A 15,034-nucleotide genomic window follows, 5' to 3' on the forward strand; every position below is an offset into this window, starting at 1 on the left:
AGGGGCGGCAGGGTGCGCGCGCGCCATGGGATCAGCGGTTCGCCGCGATGATTTGGGCGATCTTCGCCTCGACGGCGGGATCGGCCTCCGCGACATTGCCGCGATAGGGCTGGGCGGCGGGCGCGGCGAGGCGCGGGCCGCTGGTGTTCGCGGTGTCCACCGTGGCGAATACCGACAGGCCGACGCGCAGCGGGTTCGCCTTCAGATCCTTGGGATCCAGCATGATCCGCACCGGCACGCGCTGCACGATCTTGATCCAGTTGCCGCTGGCGTTCTGCGGCGGAAGAAGCGCGAAGGCATTGCCGCTGCCCGCCGCCAGACCGACGACCCGGCCGTGATAGACCACATCGTCCCCATAAGCGTCCGCCACGACGGTCGCGGGCTGGCCGATGCGCAGGTCCTTGAGCTGCGTTTCGCGGAAGTTCGCGTCCACCCACAGGCGATTGAGCGGCACCACTGCCATCAGCGGGGTGCCGGCGGCGATCTGCTGGCCGACCTGCGCATTGCGCTGTGCAACGACGCCGTCGATCGGGGCGACGATATGCATGTGGCTGCGCACAATGGCGGCGCGGCGATAGGCGGCGATCGCGGCGAGCACGGCGGGGTTGGTGCCCACTGCCGTGCCGGCAACGGTGCTCTGCGCCTGGGTGCGGCGGCTGCGCGCGAGGTTCAGCGCGGCGCGCGCGACCTTCACCTGATCCGCGGCGTGGCTCAGTTCCTCGCCCGAGACGGCGCCTTCGTCGGCGGCGCCGCGGCGGCGGGCGTAATCGCCCTGCGCGGCGGCGAGCTGCGCCTCGGCCTGGACGACGGCGGCGTTCGCTTCGCTGACGCGGGAGAAATCGGCGCGGGTGCCGCGCACCGCGCGGGCAAGCTCTGCCTCCGCGGCAGCGAGGTTCACGTCGGCGGTCAGCGGATCGAGATCGATCAGCGGCTGGCCGGCCTTCACCGCCTGCGTGTTGTCGGCATGGATGGCGATGATCGTGCCCGGATCACGGGCGGTGATCGCCACCACGTCGCCGGCGACATAGGCGTCATCGGTTTCCTCCGCCGGCGGGGCGAGCAGGAAGTGGAACACCGCCCAGATGGCGAGCGCGGCGATGACGACGATCGCCAGCCCCAGCAGCAGCCGGCGGCGAAGCGCCGGGCGGCCGGCGGGCGGGGGGGCAGGAACGGCGGTATCGCTCATGATGCAGGGTTCCGGGAGGGATCGAAGCCGCCGCCCAACGCCTGCGCAAGCCGGGCACGGGCGGCGAGCGCGTCGACGGCGAGGGTGGCGGAGGCAAGCTGCGCGTCGAGAAGGCGAATGTCGGTGTCGATGCCGGTCAGGCGCGATTCGAGCCCGGCGTTGATCCGCACGGCGTTCAGCCGGTTGGTCTCGGTGAAGCCGCGGACGACTTCGGCCTGGGCGTTCGCCTCGGCGGCGTTGGCGCGGATCGCGGCGAGCGCGTCGGCGGCCTCGCGCACGGCGCCAACCACGGTGCGGTTGTAATCGGCGATGGCGAGATCGACCTGCGCGGTGGCGCCGGCGAGATCCGCCTTCAGCCGGCCGGAATCGAAGATCGGAAGATGGAAGGCGCCGCCGGCACCCGCCGTCCCCGCATCGGCATTGAAGAGGTTGCCGATGCCGACCGCCTGGAGCCCGGCGAGCGCAATGAGGTTCACGTTCGGGTAAAAAGCGCGGCGCGCCACCTGGCGGCCAGCGGCGGCAGCGTCGACCCGCGCAGCGGCGGCGGCGATGTCCGCGCGGCGGGCAAGGAGATCCGCCGGGATGCTGGTGGGGAGGGCAAGGCTGGTCGGCGGGGCCAGCCGCGTCACGCCGATGCCCGCGGCATAATCCGATCCGCGGCCGACGAGCGCGGCAAGCGCGTCGACCGCGATGACGCGCGCGGCTTCCGCCCGGGTCAGCGCGACGCGGGCCTGGGCGAGCAGGGTGGTCGCCGCCTGCACGTCGAGCTCGCTGGCGAGGCGGTTCTGCACGCGCGTGTTGACGAGGCGGACGGCGCGCTCGCGCGTCGCGATGGTCTGGCGGGCGATGCCGGCGACGCGCTCGGCGCGGGCGATCTCGGCATAGGTGGAGACGATCGAGCCGGCGAGCATCAGCCGCGCGGCGTCGACATCGTAGCTGGCGGCGGCGAGCGAGGCACGGGCGCCTTCGATCGCGGCGCGCTGGCGGCCGAACAGGTCGAGGTTCCACGACAGGTTCGCCTGTGCGGTGCCGAGGAAGCGCACGCTGCCGCCATAGGGCGGCGGAATGGTGTAGCGGCCGGAAAGGCGCGCGGCCTGTGCATTGGCGTCTGCGGAGATATCCGGCCCAGTTTCGGCCTCGCGGCGACCAAGCACGGCCTGCGCCTGGCGGACGCGGGCGAGCGCGGCGTCGAGATCGGGGCTGCCGGCCAGCGCGTCGGCGACGATGCCATCGAGTTGCGGATCACCAAACGCCGTCCACCAGCTAGGATCGATCGACGGCATCGGCGCGCCGGTGAGGCCAAGGTCGGCCGGCGCGCGCCGGCTCAGTTGCGGCGCGGTGTCCGGCGGGGTGCAGGCGGCGAGCAGCGCGACGAGCGCGGTGGTGCCGACGCCGCGTGCCAGGAAATGACGAGGCATCAGCTCTATGCAGCGCACGGGTCGCTCTCCTCCGCCATCTTTTCCTCCATCGTGCGGCGCAGCCGCTGCAGGGTGGCGATCAGGTCGGCGACCTCGGCATCGCTCCAGCCCGCGAGCATGCCGTTCCAGCAGGCGATCACCTTGCGCTTTGCGGCGATCGCCTTTTGCGTGCCGGCCTCCGTCAGCGTGAGGCGGATCACGCGGCGGTCCTCGTCATCGCGCTGTCGCGAGAGCCAGCCCTTGGCCTCCATCTGGTCAATCAGCCGGGTCATCGCGCCCTTGTCATGGCCGAGCTTGCGGGCGAGGCCGATGCACGTGTCGGCATGGCCGAAATGCAGCGACACCAGGGTGGTCCATTGCGTGGCAGTCAGGTCATCGTCCGCAAGGGTGCGATCAATCGCTGCGACGTTCATCTGGTGGATCAGCCGAACGAGATAGCCGGGTGACGTATCCGGATAGAAGGTCGAGTCGGTGAACGTCATATCGTTGCTTAGGCAATGGTTGCCGAGGCAGTCAATGCATTGTGACGAAATGTTGCCGGCTTCCCAGCGCTGCGGCCGGCGACTAGGCTGCCATGTCCTTGAGGAGACCCCGATTTGCGTCTGTCGATCTCACTGGCTGCAAGCGTCGCGGCCGTTGCTCTTGTCCCGTCCGCCCTGGCCCAATCTGCCCCCTCCGCATCCACTGCCGCTCCCGTTGCCAAGCCTGCGCCGGTTTCCGACCTGGTCAAGGCGATCGACATTCCCTTCGAGCAGTTCACGCTGAAGAACGGCCTGCGTGTCGTCGTCCACACGGATCGCAAGGCGCCGGTGGTGGCAGTGTCCGTCTGGTATGACGTCGGCTCCAAGCATGAACCGGAGGGCAAAACCGGCTTCGCTCATCTGTTCGAGCATCTGATGTTCAACGGCAGCGAGAATGCGCCGGGCGACTTTTTCGAACCGCTGAAACAGGTGGGCGCCACGGACCTGAACGGCACCACCTATTTCGACCGCACCAATTACTTCGAAACCGTGCCCACCGCGGCGCTGGAACAGGCGCTGTATCTCGAAAGCGACCGCATGGGCTGGCTCACCGGCGCCATTTCCCAGGCGGTGCTGGATGAACAGCGCGGCGTGGTTCAGAACGAGAAGCGGGAAGGCGACAACCAACCGTACGGGCTGGTCAGCTATAAGCTGATCGAGGGGGTGTTCCCCGATGGCCACCCTTATGGGCACAGCACGATCGGCTCGATGGCGGACCTCGATCGCGCCAGCCTTCAGGACGTGAAGGACTGGTTCCGCGACCATTACGGGCCGAACAACGCCGTGCTGGTGCTGGCCGGTGACATTGACGTGCCCATGGCGCGGCGGCTGACCGAGAAGTATTTCGGCGCGATCAAGCCGGGCCCGAAGAGCGTTGCGCCGCAGGCGACAGTGCCGGTGCTGGCACAAGCGCGAAGCGAGGTGATGAAGGACCGGGTGGCCGCTCCGCTGGTGGTGAAGAGCTGGCCGGTCCCGGGCCTCAATGATCCCGCCGCGCCGGCGCTGGAGGTGGCGGCGTCCGTCTTAGGTGGGCTCGCCAGTTCGCGCTTCGACAATGCGCTTGTGAAGGGTGACAAGACCGCCGTTCAGGTGAGCGCGAGCTATTCGGACTTCGCGCAGGTCGGCACCTTCACCATTCAGGCCCTGGTGCGCCCGGACGTGGACCCTGCCATCGTTTCGCGCCGCCTGGATGAATTAGTTGCCGAGTTCATCCGCAACGGGCCAACAGCGGACGAAGTACAGCGGACGCTGACCACCACCATTTCGCGTCGGATCGGCGGCCTGGAGGCCGTCGGCGGCTTCGGCGGCAAGGCGGTCGCGCTGGCTGAGGGTGCGCTCTACTCGAACGATCCCGGCTTTTACAAAAAGCAGCTTGCCGGGCTTGCGGCGCAAACGCCGGCAAGCGTGAAGGCGGCCGCGCAGCAATGGCTGTCGCGCCCGAACTACAGCCTGACGGTCGTGCCGGGTGAGCGCGACGCGTACGAGGAAGCGAAGGTGCCGCCGCCGGCCGAGCAGACCAAGGCGCCCGAGACGCCGGCCAAAGGCACGCGCGAGCCGATGCCGGCCGTCGGCGAGGTTGGGGCGCTCGCCTTTCCGAAGGTGGAGCGCGCACGGCTCACGAATGGCGTCGAGCTTGTCTATGCACAGCGCGCCACGGTGCCGATCACACAGATGGTGGCCAGTTTCGATGCCGGTGCGGCAGCCGACGTAGCCGACAAGCTCGGCACGCAGAGCATGACTCTCGCCATGATCGACGAGGGCACGGCGCGGCTTAACTCGATCCAGCTCGCCGAAGCGAAGGAGCGGCTTGGCCTCGACATCTTCACTGGCTCGTCTGCTGATCGCACGACCGTCAGCTTCCGCGCACCCAGCGCTAATCTCGGCCCTGCGCTGGACATCTGGGCCGATCTGCTGCGCGCGCCTTCCTTCCCGGAGGGCGAGTTGCCGCGGGTGCGCGCGCAGATGCTGACCCAGATCGCGCAGGAGCAGACCGATCCCGAGGGGATCGAGCAGCGGATCGTGCCGCCGATCCTTTATGGCCCGGCGCACCCTTATGCGAAGAACCAGGGCAGCGGGGATGCTAAGGCGGTCGCGGCGTTGACGCGTGCGGATCTCGTTGCCTTTCATCGCGCATGGCTGCGACCGGAGAAGGCGAAGGTGTTCGTGGTTTCCGATCGTCCGCTGGCCGAAGTGAAGGCCGGGCTGGACCGGGCCTTGGCCGGATGGAAGGGACAGGGGGCGCCGGGCACCAAGGTGTTCCGCGAAGACCGGAGCATGCCGGTGCCGCGGATCGTGCTCGTGGATCGCCCGAACTCGCCGCAGTCGCGCATTTCCGGTGTGCTTCGCACCGGTCTGCGTGGCACTGACGATCTGCTGCCGGTGATCACCGCAAATGACGCGCTGGGCGGTGACTTCCTAGGCCGCATCAACATGGACCTGCGCGAAACCAAGCACTGGTCCTATGGGGCTTATGGCGGGTTCGCCCGCCACGCGGAGGCGGCCCCCTATCAGCTTCGTGCGCCTGTTCAGGCCGACAAGACGGGTGCTTCCATCGCCGCCATGAAGACGGAGATCGGCGCATTCGTGGGCAGCCGCCCGATGACCGATACGGAATTCCAGCGCACGATCACTGGCGCGACTCGTTCGCTGGCCGGTGACTTTGAGACGTCGGGCGCTGTGCTTGGCGCCATGCAGGCCAACGACCTCTACCGCCGGCCGGATGATTATTACGCCACCATCACCCAGCGCTATCGCGCGATGACGAAGGACCAACTGAACGGCGCTATCCGTAGCGTCATCGATCCGAATCGCTTCATCTGGGTGGTGATCGGCGACGCCAAGGCGGTCCGGCCTCAGCTTGACACGCTGGGACTGCCGGTTGAGGTGATGCCTGCCGCGTCCGTGACGGGCGCACCCGAGGAGAGCGAATGATGGCTGGAGTTGACGGTACCTACGACGTCACGGTTAAATCCCCGCTGGGCGACCAGAAGTCGACGCTGACCGTAAAGAGCGACGGCAATAGCTTCACCGGCACCAATTCGGGCGCCATGGGATCGGCGGACGTGTCGGGCGAAGTAAACGGCAACACGCTGACCTGGAAGCAGCAGATGACCGTGCCGATGCCAATGACGCTGGACATGAACGTCACCATCGATGGCGACACCGTGACGGGCACCGTCGGCGCCGGCGCGTTTGGCAGCTTCCCGCTGACCGGCACACGCACCGCCTGATATTGCGTGCGCCTCGCCCCGGCGGGCTGCCGGGGCGAGGCCTCAAACCGCGTGCCGTTGCCGTGATGAGCGGGCCGCGCCGGATCACCTGATCCGGGCAACCACCTCTTCCAATTGATCGGTGGCTGCGTTCCACCCGGCTTCGAAGCCCATTGCTGCGTGCTGATCGCGCGCCTCTTGCGTCCAGTGACGCGCAATGGCGGTGTAGCGCGTCTTGCCATCCGCGTCGGCGAACTCGTCAATACGGACCATGAACGGTCCCGACGGTACCCAGCCCGGCAGAAAGGCGTCAGTGCTGACGATCAGTCGCTTGGGCACGACTTCCAGATACACGCCCTCGGAGGGCTGCTCCTCGCCATCGGGTCCGCGCATGATCATGGCGCTGCGGCCGCCGGGGCGCAGATCCTGTTCGATCACCTCAACGGTCCAGGGGCGCGGCACGAACCAGGTGCCGTAATGCTCGGTCCACGCCTTCCACACGGTGGCGACCGGAGCGTCGATCAGCCGTTCTATCTTCAGTTCGTGCATTGCAGTGCCTTCATGTCGTGAAGTCGCCAGTGCGTACCGGCCCATCGCGCTCATAGACGCTCATCACCACGCCGGTTTGGCTGACCCGGTGATCAACCAATCGCATGCCAGTCGCAGCCGCGGCATCGCCGGTCAGCACGCGTTTGCCCGCGCCAAGGATGATGGGCATGACCGTCAGGAAAATGCGGTCGACAAGTCCTGCGCTGAACAGTGGCGGGTAAAGCTGGCTACTTCCCTGGATCAGCAGGTCCGGGCCATCGCCGCTGCGCAAAGCTGCGACCGTTTCGGCGGGGTTGCCGACCAGCGGCTGCGATCCGCGCCAGCCCAATGTGTCGGGATCGGAGGTGACGACATATTTGGTGATGCGGTCGAACCGCTCGCCGATGGGACTTGCGAGGTGGCGAGGCCAGTAATCGGCGAAAATGTCGTATGTGCGGCGGCCGAGCAGCAGATCATATTCCGCGCCCTGGATTTGCTCGGCAATGAAGGCACCGGTCTGCTCGTCCGAATAACCCGCAGCCCATCCCCCGTAAGCGAAGCCGCCGCTGCGGTCCTCGTCGGGCGCGCCTGGTGCCTGCATCACGCCGTCGACCGTCATGAACAGACCGCCAATGATCCTACGCATCGGCCTTCTCCCCGGCACGGGCGCGTTCAATCGCGGCGATGTCGATTTTCTGCATGGTCATCATCGCTTCCATTGCGCGCTTGGCGGCCGCCCGGTCGGGATCGGCCATCGCCTCCATCAGCGCGCGCGGTGTGATTTGCCAGGAGAAGCCCCAGCGATCCTTGCACCAGCCACACGCGCTCTCCGCGCCGCCGTTGTCGACGATCGCGTCCCAGTAGCGATCGGTTTCCTCCTGATTATCAGTCAGCACGATGAAGCTGACCGCTTCGTTAGGGGTGAAGTTCGGGCCGCCGTTGAGGCCAAGGAAGGGGCGGCCGAGCACGGTGAACTCAACCATCAACTCGCCGCCAGCGGCCATTGACGGATTGTCGGCGGGGGATTGCTGCACGGCGCCGACGTGGCTGTCGGGGAACAAGCCGGCGTAAAAGGCCGCTGCCTCGCGTGCCTGTTCTCGATCGAACCAGACGCAGGTGACGAGCTTGTCATTGATCATCATGTCTCTCCCACACGTTGGTATCAGGCGGGCGCTCCCGGCGCGGCGACGCCGAAGGCTGCTCCGTGTGGATCACGGGCGACGAGCACCCGGTCGCCGCCGGGCACGTCCATCGGTCCGGCGAGGACCGTGCCACCGCCAGCTTTCACCCGGGCTGCGGCCGCGTCGATATCCGGTGCGCGGAAGTAGAACAGCCAGCCAGGCGGTTGCCCGTGCAGCCGTGCCGTTGCGCCCATGACCTCCCCATTTACGGCGACAAAGACGTAGTCGCCCATATCGCCGGGCATCGTCATCCTGTCCGGGTAGGTCCAGCCGAACACGGCGGCATAGAAAGCATTGCCGGCCGCTTGATCAATGGTCGAAAGCTCGTGCCAGTTGCATTTGCCCATGCCGGTCCGCTCCCACGAATGGCTTGGTTGGTCACTGGCGCCGCGCATCACGTAGAAGGGATTGCCCTGGGGATCGGCCACCATCGCCATGCGCCCGACGCCCGGCATGTCGACGGCGGGGAGGTGGACTCTGCCACCCTCCGAGGTGATGTTGGCGACGGTGGCGTCGACATCGTCCACGCCGATATAGAACAGCCACGCAGGCTTGGCGCCGCCCTCCACCATGTCGGGCGAAAGGCGCATCAGCCCGCCAACATTGTCGCCGGACGCGGTTTCGATCATCCGATAATCCATGCCGCTGTTCGGCGCGGGCGCGACTGTCCAGCCGATCACGGCATCGTAAAACGCCTTGGAGGCATCGGGATCGGTAGACAGCAACTCGTACCAGATCGGCGTACCGTGCGTGTTGCGCATCGTCGCTCTCCCGTGTTCAACGATCGACCACCGGCACGAAGGCGCCGAACATCATGCGTTTGCCGTCGAACGGGCGGTCGCCGCTGCCCGATAGCCGCTCGTCGCTCATCAGCTTTTCCCAAGCGGCGTCGCGGACCTGTTTCGAGGGCCATTCGATCCAGCCGAAGGCAACTGTCTCGCCATCCTGCACCTTTGCGGCGCGACGGAAATCCGTGATCTTTCCGTCCGGAACCTCATCACCAAATGTGTCGACGACCCGGGTTGCGCCGTGGTCGAGGAAGGCGGTCGCGGACGTTTGCGCGAAGGCGCGGTAGGCTTCCTTTTGATCCTGCGGGACCGGCAGCACTACACCGTCGATATAGCCGCAATCTCCGCCAGTGCCCGCCTCGTGTAGCAGATCGAACCCGCCGTAGATCATGCGCTTTCCATCGAACGGCATCTCGCCCATCGCCGCCACGCGCGGATCGCTCATCATCCGCTCGCCCACTGCATCGCGGGTGGGCTTGTCCGGATATTCCACCCAGCTGAACAGGACGGTTTCGTCATCCTTCGCCTGCACCGCGCCGTACAGGTCGTTCACCTCGCCGCGGGGCACATCATCACCCCAGCCTTCGACCATGCGAGACGCGCCGAACTCCTTGAACAGATCAAGCCCGACTTCGGCATGATCGATATACCGCTGCCGATTGGCGGTCGGCACCGCCACCACGAAGCCATCGACATAGGTCATGCCGCTTCCCCCAATTTCTCCAGCCATGCGCGCAGCTCTGCTGGTGGCTCACCAGTGAAGCCGGCGAGTTGATCGGCAAGCGCGCGTTGAAAGGCCGGGCGGGCGGTACCCCGCGCGATATAATCGGTAAGGTTCGAATAAGCATCGAGGTAGCCGTCGCCGGCGATGATCCGCAGCACCGACACCATCAGCAGATCCCCAGCGGTGAAGCTTTCCCCATCAAGCCAGGTGCCGCTGCCCAGCCGCTGCGACAGTTCGCGGAGGCGCTCGTCAATCCGCGCATTCACCGCCGGGAGCCGCGGCTTGGACCAGGGCTCGCCGGCCTCGAACAAGGTGGCAATGGCATGGTCCATGATCGGCGGCTCGACGGTGTTAAGTGCCGCAAACATCCATTCAATTGCGCGAGAGCGGTCCGCCGGTTCGGCGGGCAACAATTTGCCGTGCCTCTCCGCGATGTGCAGCACGATCGCGCCCGATTCGAACAGGATCAGATCGCCGTCCTGATAGGTCGGTACCTGACCAAACGGCTGGCGTTGGCGATGCGGCGGATGCTTCTGACTGCCCTGGCTCAGATAGAGCACATCATAAGGCTGGCCGACTTCCTCCAACGCCCAGCGCACGCGCAGGTCCCGGACCTGTCCGCGCGCAAACGGCGGCACCCAGTCAAAGGCAGTGATGATCGGTTTGCTCATCCTATCCTCCTCTTCATTTTAGGCGAACGGCCAGGCGCCGCGCGCTGCAGCGTTCAGCAGGATCGCCATTGATGTGACGGAAAAGGCCCCCAGGCCGGCGAATGTGGCACGATGGCGCTGGAGCATGATCGTCTCCGTTGCGGCTGCGCTTGTGCGCAGCAGGGATTGTCAGGCGTCGCCTTCCTTTTTCTGGCCTTTGAGCAGGGCCACCACCGCCATGGCGTGACCGTGCCCCAGTCCGAGCTCCGCCTTCAGCGCCTCGACGATGGCTATGGGACGGACACCGGGAGCCAGGGCTGCGCCCTGCGTCCAGCCATTCTTCACAGCCATTGCGCGTAGGTCAGCCGGGCTCTTGCCGGTCTTCTTTTCGATCGTATCGAGATAGGCCTGGAAGGACATTGTCCTGCCTTTCTTTAGGCGCCCGTCGTTTCGGGCTGGCTCATCGCCTGCTCGGCCGCGACCATGTCCATGAACATGGGCTCCCAAGTGTGGCCGTCGAGATCCTCGAACGCGCGGCTGTACATGAAGCCCATGTCCTGGCGCTCGCGCGTCTCGCGGCCCCCACTTGCAATCGCCTCCTCAGTGATCGAGTCCACTGCGGCCCTGCTGTCCAAAGACAAGGCGAGCAGGACACCGCTGGTGAGCTTGGCGTCGATCAGTTGCTTGTCAGTGAAGGTCGCGTAAAAAGCTCGATCGAGAAGCATCACCTGGATCGCCTCCGACCAGACCATCGCGGATGCCTGTTCGTTCGAGAACAAGTCGTTCCTGGTAAAGCCCAGCGCTTCGTAGAATGCGGTTGCGCGTGCCACGTCAGCCACTGGCAGGTTCACGAAAATCATGCGGCTCATGAAACGGGCTCCTCTCCGACTCGTTACTTGAGTTTTGTGCCTTCACCAGTTAGAAAAGACAACCATGAAGTTAGAAAAAGTGACAGAAGGAGCGTTAGGCGCAACAAGACGGTGGTACGATGATGCTTGCGGAACCGCGCTTGCGATGGAGCTGGTGGGAGAGCGCTGGTCGTTACTCATCGTGCGCGAGTTGATGTTCGGTCCGCGCCGCTTTGGCGAATTGAAGGCATCATTGGGCGGGATCAGTGCCAATGTGCTGACGCAGCGCCTCGAAGGGCTGGAGCGCGCCCATATCGTGAAGCGCGAGAAGTTGCCTCCGCCGGCCAATGTGCAGGTCTATGGGCTTACCCCTTGGGGATATGAGGCGGAGGAGCCGATCAAGGCACTGGGCGCTTGGGCGGCTCGCTCTCCCGATCACAATCCTATGCTGCCGCTGTCGGCAGCATCGATGATGCTGTCTCTGCGCACCATGATCGATGTGGCTGCGGCGCGGAATATGCCCGCCATGGCGGTGGGCTTTGGCTTCGGACCCGAATCCTTTGTCGCCCGGCTTGCGAACGGCGACTTGCCGATCACTCGCGGGATCGCCGCCGTTGACGTGCATTTCGCCACCACGCCGCGGATCATGGCGAACATAACCTATGGCAAGTGGCCGATCGCGGAGGCCGAAGCTGCGGGCCAATTGGTGTTCACCGGCGACCGAGATCTGGCGGCGCGCTTCATCGATCTGTTCAGGCTGCCGGCGAAAGCAGAGGTTGAATAACCCGCAAAACAGGGCCTAAGGCAGTCGTGTTACTTTCGAGGCGCGCATGACCGACATTCCGAATACGCTTCCCGACAGCCGCGAAACCACGATCCTCGACGCGCCCGACAAAATGGTGAGCGTGCGCGAGATGTTCGGCATCGACAGCGACATGCAATGTCCTGCCTTCAGCGAGGCGGACGAGCGCGTCCCTGATCTCGACCCCGCCTATGTATTCGATCCGGATACGACCATGGCGGTGCTGGCTGGCTTCGCCCACAATCGCCGCGTGATGGTGCAGGGCTATCACGGCACCGGCAAGTCGACCCATATCGAACAAGTGGCGGCGCGCCTGAAATGGCCGTGCATCCGCATCAATCTCGACGCGCATATCAGCCGTATCGACCTGATCGGCCGTGATGCCATCGTCCTGAAGGACGGGCAGCAGGTGACCGAGTTCCGGGAGGGCCTGCTCCCATGGGCGCTGCAGACGCCGACCGCGCTCGTCTTCGACGAATATGACGCTGGGCGCCCGGACGTGATGTTCGTCATTCAGCGCGTGCTGGAAACCGAGGGCAAGCTGACCCTGCTCGACCAGAACCGCGTGATCCGGCCGAACCCCTATTTCCGACTATTCGCCACCGCGAACACGGTGGGTCTCGGCGACACCAGCGGGCTTTATCATGGCACGCAGCAGATCAACCAAGGCCAGATGGACCGCTGGAACATCGTGGTCACGCTGAACTACCTGCCGGCAGCGACGGAGGCGAACATCGTGCTCGCCAAGTCGGGCGAATATGACAAGCCCGAAGGCAAGAAGCAGGTGGAGAACATGATCCGGGTGGCGGATCTGACCCGCAAGGGCTTCATCAACGGCGACATTTCCACTGTGATGAGCCCGCGCACCGTGATTACCTGGGCGCAGAACACGCTGATCTTCAAGGACGTCGGCTTCGCCTTCCGCCTGTCGTTCCTCAACAAGTGCGACGAGGCAGAACGGCCGCTGGTGGCGGAATATTACCAGCGTGTGTTCGGGAAGGACCTGCCGGAAAGCGTCGTCGGGAAAGGCTGATCACGACGGTGTTGCGCGCTATGCGGGGCGACTGGGCCTGTGGGGCTGCTGAGTGAGCGTTCGCGCTAACGGTGGCCCGCCCACCCGCTGATATTACGTGTATGCGGCTTGTTAAGCGCGTTCGGCCGAATGGCTGAAGATCGGGGCTTCCATCAAGGCAGGGCAGCGGCAGACCGCCGCATCGTCGTTCCACTTTCGCTCGCCCGGACGGACATTCAGGAGTAGCATCGCCCGATGGCCACCGAAACGCCTCTCGACCGGTTCAAGAACGTTCTGGGGGGCGCGTCGCGTGCGCTGTCCGAGGAGCAGGAACTCGAGCTCGCCTTCACCGCAGATGCGCCGACCCAGTCCGGCAAGCATCTCAAGGTACCGATGCCGGCGCGCAGCTTGCCCGCGGAGCAGGTGGCAGAGGCGCGCGGCTTTGCGGATGGCTTTGCGCTTCGATTGAAGCACCATGACACTGCGCTTCACCAGCGTGGCGCGCCGCAGGAAGCATTGGCCCGCGCTGTCTTCGACGCGGTGGAGGGCGCCCGGGTGGAGGCGCTCGGCAGCCGTGGCTATCAGGGCATTACCGACAATCTGGCGCATGCGCTGGATGTGCGGTTGCGTGCCGATCCGATCACGCGCGCCCGCACGCGAGACGAGGTTCCGCTGTCGACCGCATTGGGACTGCTGGTGCGTGAAGCGCTGACCGGTGAGCAATCGCCCGCCGCCGCCGCCCCTGGCTTGGCCTTGGTGCGCGACTGGATCGCCGAGCGCGCGGATCTGTCGAACCTTGCCCTGGCGCTGGATGACCAGCGCGCCTTTCAATCGCTGGCGATGAAGCTTCTGGAGGATCTTGAGCTGATCGAAGGTGATCAGGCGCCGGAAGAAACCGACGAGGGCGGCAGCGAGGACGAAGGCACCGACAGCGAGCAGCAGGACGAAGGCGAAGAGGGCGAGAACCAGGACGGCGAGGGCCAAGCCGAATCTGAGCAGAGGGGCGAGCAGCGCGAGTCCGACGACAGCGAAGGCGAAGGCCAGGAGCAGGGCGAAGAGAGCTACGACGATCTTGATGGCGAGCCCGGCGACGATGGCGAGGAAGGCATGCAGCCGGTGCGGCCGAACCGTCCGCCTGCCGATTGGTCGCCGCAGTTCGAGTACAAGGCCTGGACTAACCAGTTCGACGAAGTGATCGCAGCCACAGAATTGTGCGACAGCGACGAGCTGGCACGGCTGCGCGGTTATCTGGACCAACAGCTCGTACCGCTGCAGGCGGTGGTCTCCCGGCTTGCCAACCGGCTTCAGCGTCGGCTGATGGCGCAGCAGAACCGCTCTTGGGACTTTGACCAGGAGGAAGGGCTGCTTGATGCGGCGCGTTTGGCGCGCGTCGTCATCAATCCGATGCAGTCGCTTTCGTACAAGATGGAGAAGGACACCGAGTTCAAGGACACGGTGGTTACGCTGCTCATCGACAATTCCGGCTCGATGAGGGGACGCCCGATCTCCATTGCCGCGATCAGCGCCGATATTCTGGCGCGGACGCTGGAGCGTTGCGGCGTGAAAACGGAGATCCTGGGCTTCACCACCCGCGCATGGAAGGGCGGGCAAAGCCGCGAGACCTGGCTGGCCGCAGGGCGTCCGCCGCAGCCGGGCCGCCTGAACGACATTCGACACATCGTTTACAAGATGGCCGACGAGCCGTGGCGGCGGGCGCGCAACTCGCTTGGCCTGATGATGCGCGAAGGCTTGCTGAAAGAGAACATCGACGGCGAGGCGCTACTTTGGGCGCATACTCGGCTGATCGCGCGTCCTGAAGAACGCCGGATCCTGATGGTAATTTCCGATGGCGCGCCGGTGGATGATTCCACGCTGTCCGTGAACAGCGGCTCCTATCTGGAGCGCCACCTGAGGCAGGTGATCGAGTGGATCGAGCGCAAATCACCCGTGGAGCTGATCGCGATCGGCATCGGGCACGACGTGACGCGCTACTACAGCCGCGCGGTGACGATCATGGATGCGGAACAGCTGGGCGGAACGATCATCGAGCAGCTCGCGTCGTTGTTCGACGCGGAATAGCCAGCCTCGGTGTGTGGACGTTCGCGGACACGACCTCGACCGTTTTCGCAGAATCTGCGCGGCTCTAGCCCAGCGTTCGCGTTGTAAC

The 15,034-nt window shown here is 65.4% G+C and carries 16 protein-coding genes and 1 pseudogene; 5 read left to right on the forward strand and 12 right to left on the reverse strand.

What is annotated here, in order from left to right:
- Positions 1–31: 31 nt before the first annotated feature.
- Genes LK535_RS15940 through LK535_RS15950 form a run of 3 tightly spaced genes read right to left on the reverse strand, consistent with a single transcriptional unit; the run spans position 32 to position 3,086 of the window.
- Positions 32–1,186 carry an efflux RND transporter periplasmic adaptor subunit gene (locus LK535_RS15940; protein WP_227772916.1) on the reverse strand — a complete coding sequence of 385 codons (1,155 nt, stop codon included), beginning with the start codon at positions 1,184–1,186 and terminating at the stop codon, positions 32–34.
- Entirely contained in the window at positions 1,183–2,604 is a 1,422-nt protein-coding gene (locus tag LK535_RS15945) for an efflux transporter outer membrane subunit (protein WP_227772917.1), read from the reverse strand. The genes LK535_RS15940 and LK535_RS15945 overlap by 4 nt, the downstream gene beginning before the upstream one ends.
- Before the next feature lie 5 nt (positions 2,605–2,609).
- Positions 2,610–3,086: a MarR family winged helix-turn-helix transcriptional regulator gene (locus LK535_RS15950; RefSeq protein WP_227772918.1), complete on the reverse strand. Its 477-nt coding sequence runs from the start codon at positions 3,084–3,086 to the stop codon at positions 2,610–2,612.
- Positions 3,087–3,200: 114 nt separating this feature from the next.
- Between LK535_RS15950 and LK535_RS15955 the strand changes: the two genes are divergently transcribed.
- A complete protein-coding gene (locus LK535_RS15955; RefSeq protein WP_227772919.1) occupies positions 3,201–6,056 on the forward strand; it encodes a M16 family metallopeptidase in 2,856 nt (951 codons plus the stop codon).
- On the forward strand, positions 6,056–6,355 hold the full coding sequence (locus tag LK535_RS15960) for a hypothetical protein (protein ID WP_227772961.1): 300 nt from the start codon (positions 6,056–6,058) through the stop codon (positions 6,353–6,355). The genes LK535_RS15955 and LK535_RS15960 overlap by 1 nt, the downstream gene beginning before the upstream one ends.
- Before the next feature lie 84 nt (positions 6,356–6,439).
- Here LK535_RS15960 and LK535_RS15965 read toward each other — a convergent pair whose 3' ends face one another.
- From LK535_RS15965 to LK535_RS16005, 9 genes and pseudogenes are all read right to left on the reverse strand, one after another.
- The gene (locus tag LK535_RS15965; protein ID WP_227772920.1) at positions 6,440–6,883 is read right to left on the reverse strand and encodes an SRPBCC family protein; all 444 of its coding nucleotides are present in this window, start codon (positions 6,881–6,883) and stop codon (positions 6,440–6,442) included.
- A gap of 10 nt (positions 6,884–6,893) precedes the next feature.
- The gene (locus LK535_RS15970; RefSeq protein WP_227772921.1) at positions 6,894–7,508 is read right to left on the reverse strand and encodes a dihydrofolate reductase family protein; all 615 of its coding nucleotides are present in this window, start codon (positions 7,506–7,508) and stop codon (positions 6,894–6,896) included.
- On the reverse strand, positions 7,501–8,004 hold the full coding sequence (locus LK535_RS15975; protein WP_415837160.1) for a VOC family protein: 504 nt from the start codon (positions 8,002–8,004) through the stop codon (positions 7,501–7,503). The genes LK535_RS15970 and LK535_RS15975 overlap by 8 nt, the downstream gene beginning before the upstream one ends.
- 20 nt (positions 8,005–8,024) lie before the next feature.
- A complete protein-coding gene (locus tag LK535_RS15980) occupies positions 8,025–8,804 on the reverse strand; it encodes a VOC family protein (RefSeq protein ID WP_227772923.1) in 780 nt (259 codons plus the stop codon).
- Between the two features lie 16 nt (positions 8,805–8,820).
- Entirely contained in the window at positions 8,821–9,201 is a 381-nt protein-coding gene (locus LK535_RS15985; RefSeq protein ID WP_321576573.1) for a DUF1428 domain-containing protein, read from the reverse strand.
- Positions 9,190–9,534: pseudogene (locus LK535_RS15990) on the reverse strand (DUF1428 domain-containing protein); the annotation flags it as partial. The gene LK535_RS15985 and the pseudogene LK535_RS15990, both read right to left, overlap by 12 nt.
- Positions 9,531–10,226 (reverse strand): glutathione S-transferase family protein, encoded by a 696-nt coding sequence (locus LK535_RS15995; protein ID WP_227772924.1) that lies wholly within the window; start codon positions 10,224–10,226, stop codon positions 9,531–9,533. The pseudogene LK535_RS15990 and the gene LK535_RS15995, both read right to left, overlap by 4 nt.
- A 168-nt stretch (positions 10,227–10,394) precedes the next feature.
- Positions 10,395–10,625 (reverse strand): DUF4287 domain-containing protein, encoded by a 231-nt coding sequence (locus LK535_RS16000; protein ID WP_227772925.1) that lies wholly within the window; start codon positions 10,623–10,625, stop codon positions 10,395–10,397.
- Between the two features lie 14 nt (positions 10,626–10,639).
- Entirely contained in the window at positions 10,640–11,074 is a 435-nt protein-coding gene (locus LK535_RS16005; RefSeq protein WP_227772926.1) for a VOC family protein, read from the reverse strand.
- A gap of 64 nt (positions 11,075–11,138) precedes the next feature.
- Here LK535_RS16005 and LK535_RS16010 point away from each other — a divergent pair, with 64 nt between their 5' ends.
- The 3 genes from LK535_RS16010 to cobT all read left to right on the forward strand — a co-directional run bounded on the left by LK535_RS16010 (position 11,139) and on the right by cobT (position 14,946).
- Positions 11,139–11,837, forward strand: coding sequence for a winged helix-turn-helix transcriptional regulator (locus LK535_RS16010; protein ID WP_227772927.1), 699 nt, complete (start codon positions 11,139–11,141; stop codon positions 11,835–11,837).
- 46 nt (positions 11,838–11,883) lie between these two features.
- On the forward strand, positions 11,884–12,888 hold the full coding sequence (gene cobS / locus LK535_RS16015; protein WP_227772928.1) for a cobaltochelatase subunit CobS: 1,005 nt from the start codon (positions 11,884–11,886) through the stop codon (positions 12,886–12,888).
- A gap of 234 nt (positions 12,889–13,122) precedes the next feature.
- On the forward strand, positions 13,123–14,946 hold the full coding sequence (gene cobT / locus LK535_RS16020; RefSeq protein WP_227772929.1) for a cobaltochelatase subunit CobT: 1,824 nt from the start codon (positions 13,123–13,125) through the stop codon (positions 14,944–14,946).
- Positions 14,947–15,034 lie beyond the last annotated feature (88 nt).

It is taken from the genome of Sphingomonas sp. IC4-52 (assembly GCF_020707225.1).
In the GTDB taxonomy this organism is placed as follows: Bacteria; Pseudomonadota; Alphaproteobacteria; order Sphingomonadales; family Sphingomonadaceae; genus Sphingomonas.

Bases quoted from the DNA above. Each gene is read 5' to 3' on its own strand.
- LK535_RS15940 (WP_227772916.1), bottom strand. From the start codon at position 1,186: ATGAGCGATACCGCCGTTCCTGCCCCCCCGCCCGCCGGCCGCCCGGCG.
- LK535_RS15945 (WP_227772917.1), bottom strand. From the start codon at position 2,604: ATGCCTCGTCATTTCCTGGCACGCGGCGTCGGCACCACCGCGCTCGTC.
- LK535_RS15950 (WP_227772918.1), bottom strand. From the start codon at position 3,086: ATGACGTTCACCGACTCGACCTTCTATCCGGATACGTCACCCGGCTAT.
- LK535_RS15960 (WP_227772961.1), top strand. From the start codon at position 6,056: ATGGCTGGAGTTGACGGTACCTACGACGTCACGGTTAAATCCCCGCTG.
- LK535_RS15965 (WP_227772920.1), bottom strand. From the start codon at position 6,883: ATGCACGAACTGAAGATAGAACGGCTGATCGACGCTCCGGTCGCCACC.
- LK535_RS15970 (WP_227772921.1), bottom strand. From the start codon at position 7,508: ATGCGTAGGATCATTGGCGGTCTGTTCATGACGGTCGACGGCGTGATG.
- LK535_RS15975 (WP_415837160.1), bottom strand. From the start codon at position 8,004: ATGATGATCAATGACAAGCTCGTCACCTGCGTCTGGTTCGATCGAGAA.
- LK535_RS15980 (WP_227772923.1), bottom strand. From the start codon at position 8,804: ATGCGCAACACGCACGGTACGCCGATCTGGTACGAGTTGCTGTCTACC.
- LK535_RS15995 (WP_227772924.1), bottom strand. From the start codon at position 10,226: ATGAGCAAACCGATCATCACTGCCTTTGACTGGGTGCCGCCGTTTGCG.
- LK535_RS16000 (WP_227772925.1), bottom strand. From the start codon at position 10,625: ATGTCCTTCCAGGCCTATCTCGATACGATCGAAAAGAAGACCGGCAAG.
- LK535_RS16005 (WP_227772926.1), bottom strand. From the start codon at position 11,074: ATGAGCCGCATGATTTTCGTGAACCTGCCAGTGGCTGACGTGGCACGC.
- LK535_RS16010 (WP_227772927.1), top strand. From the start codon at position 11,139: ATGAAGTTAGAAAAAGTGACAGAAGGAGCGTTAGGCGCAACAAGACGG.
- cobS (WP_227772928.1), top strand. From the start codon at position 11,884: ATGACCGACATTCCGAATACGCTTCCCGACAGCCGCGAAACCACGATC.
- cobT (WP_227772929.1), top strand. From the start codon at position 13,123: ATGGCCACCGAAACGCCTCTCGACCGGTTCAAGAACGTTCTGGGGGGC.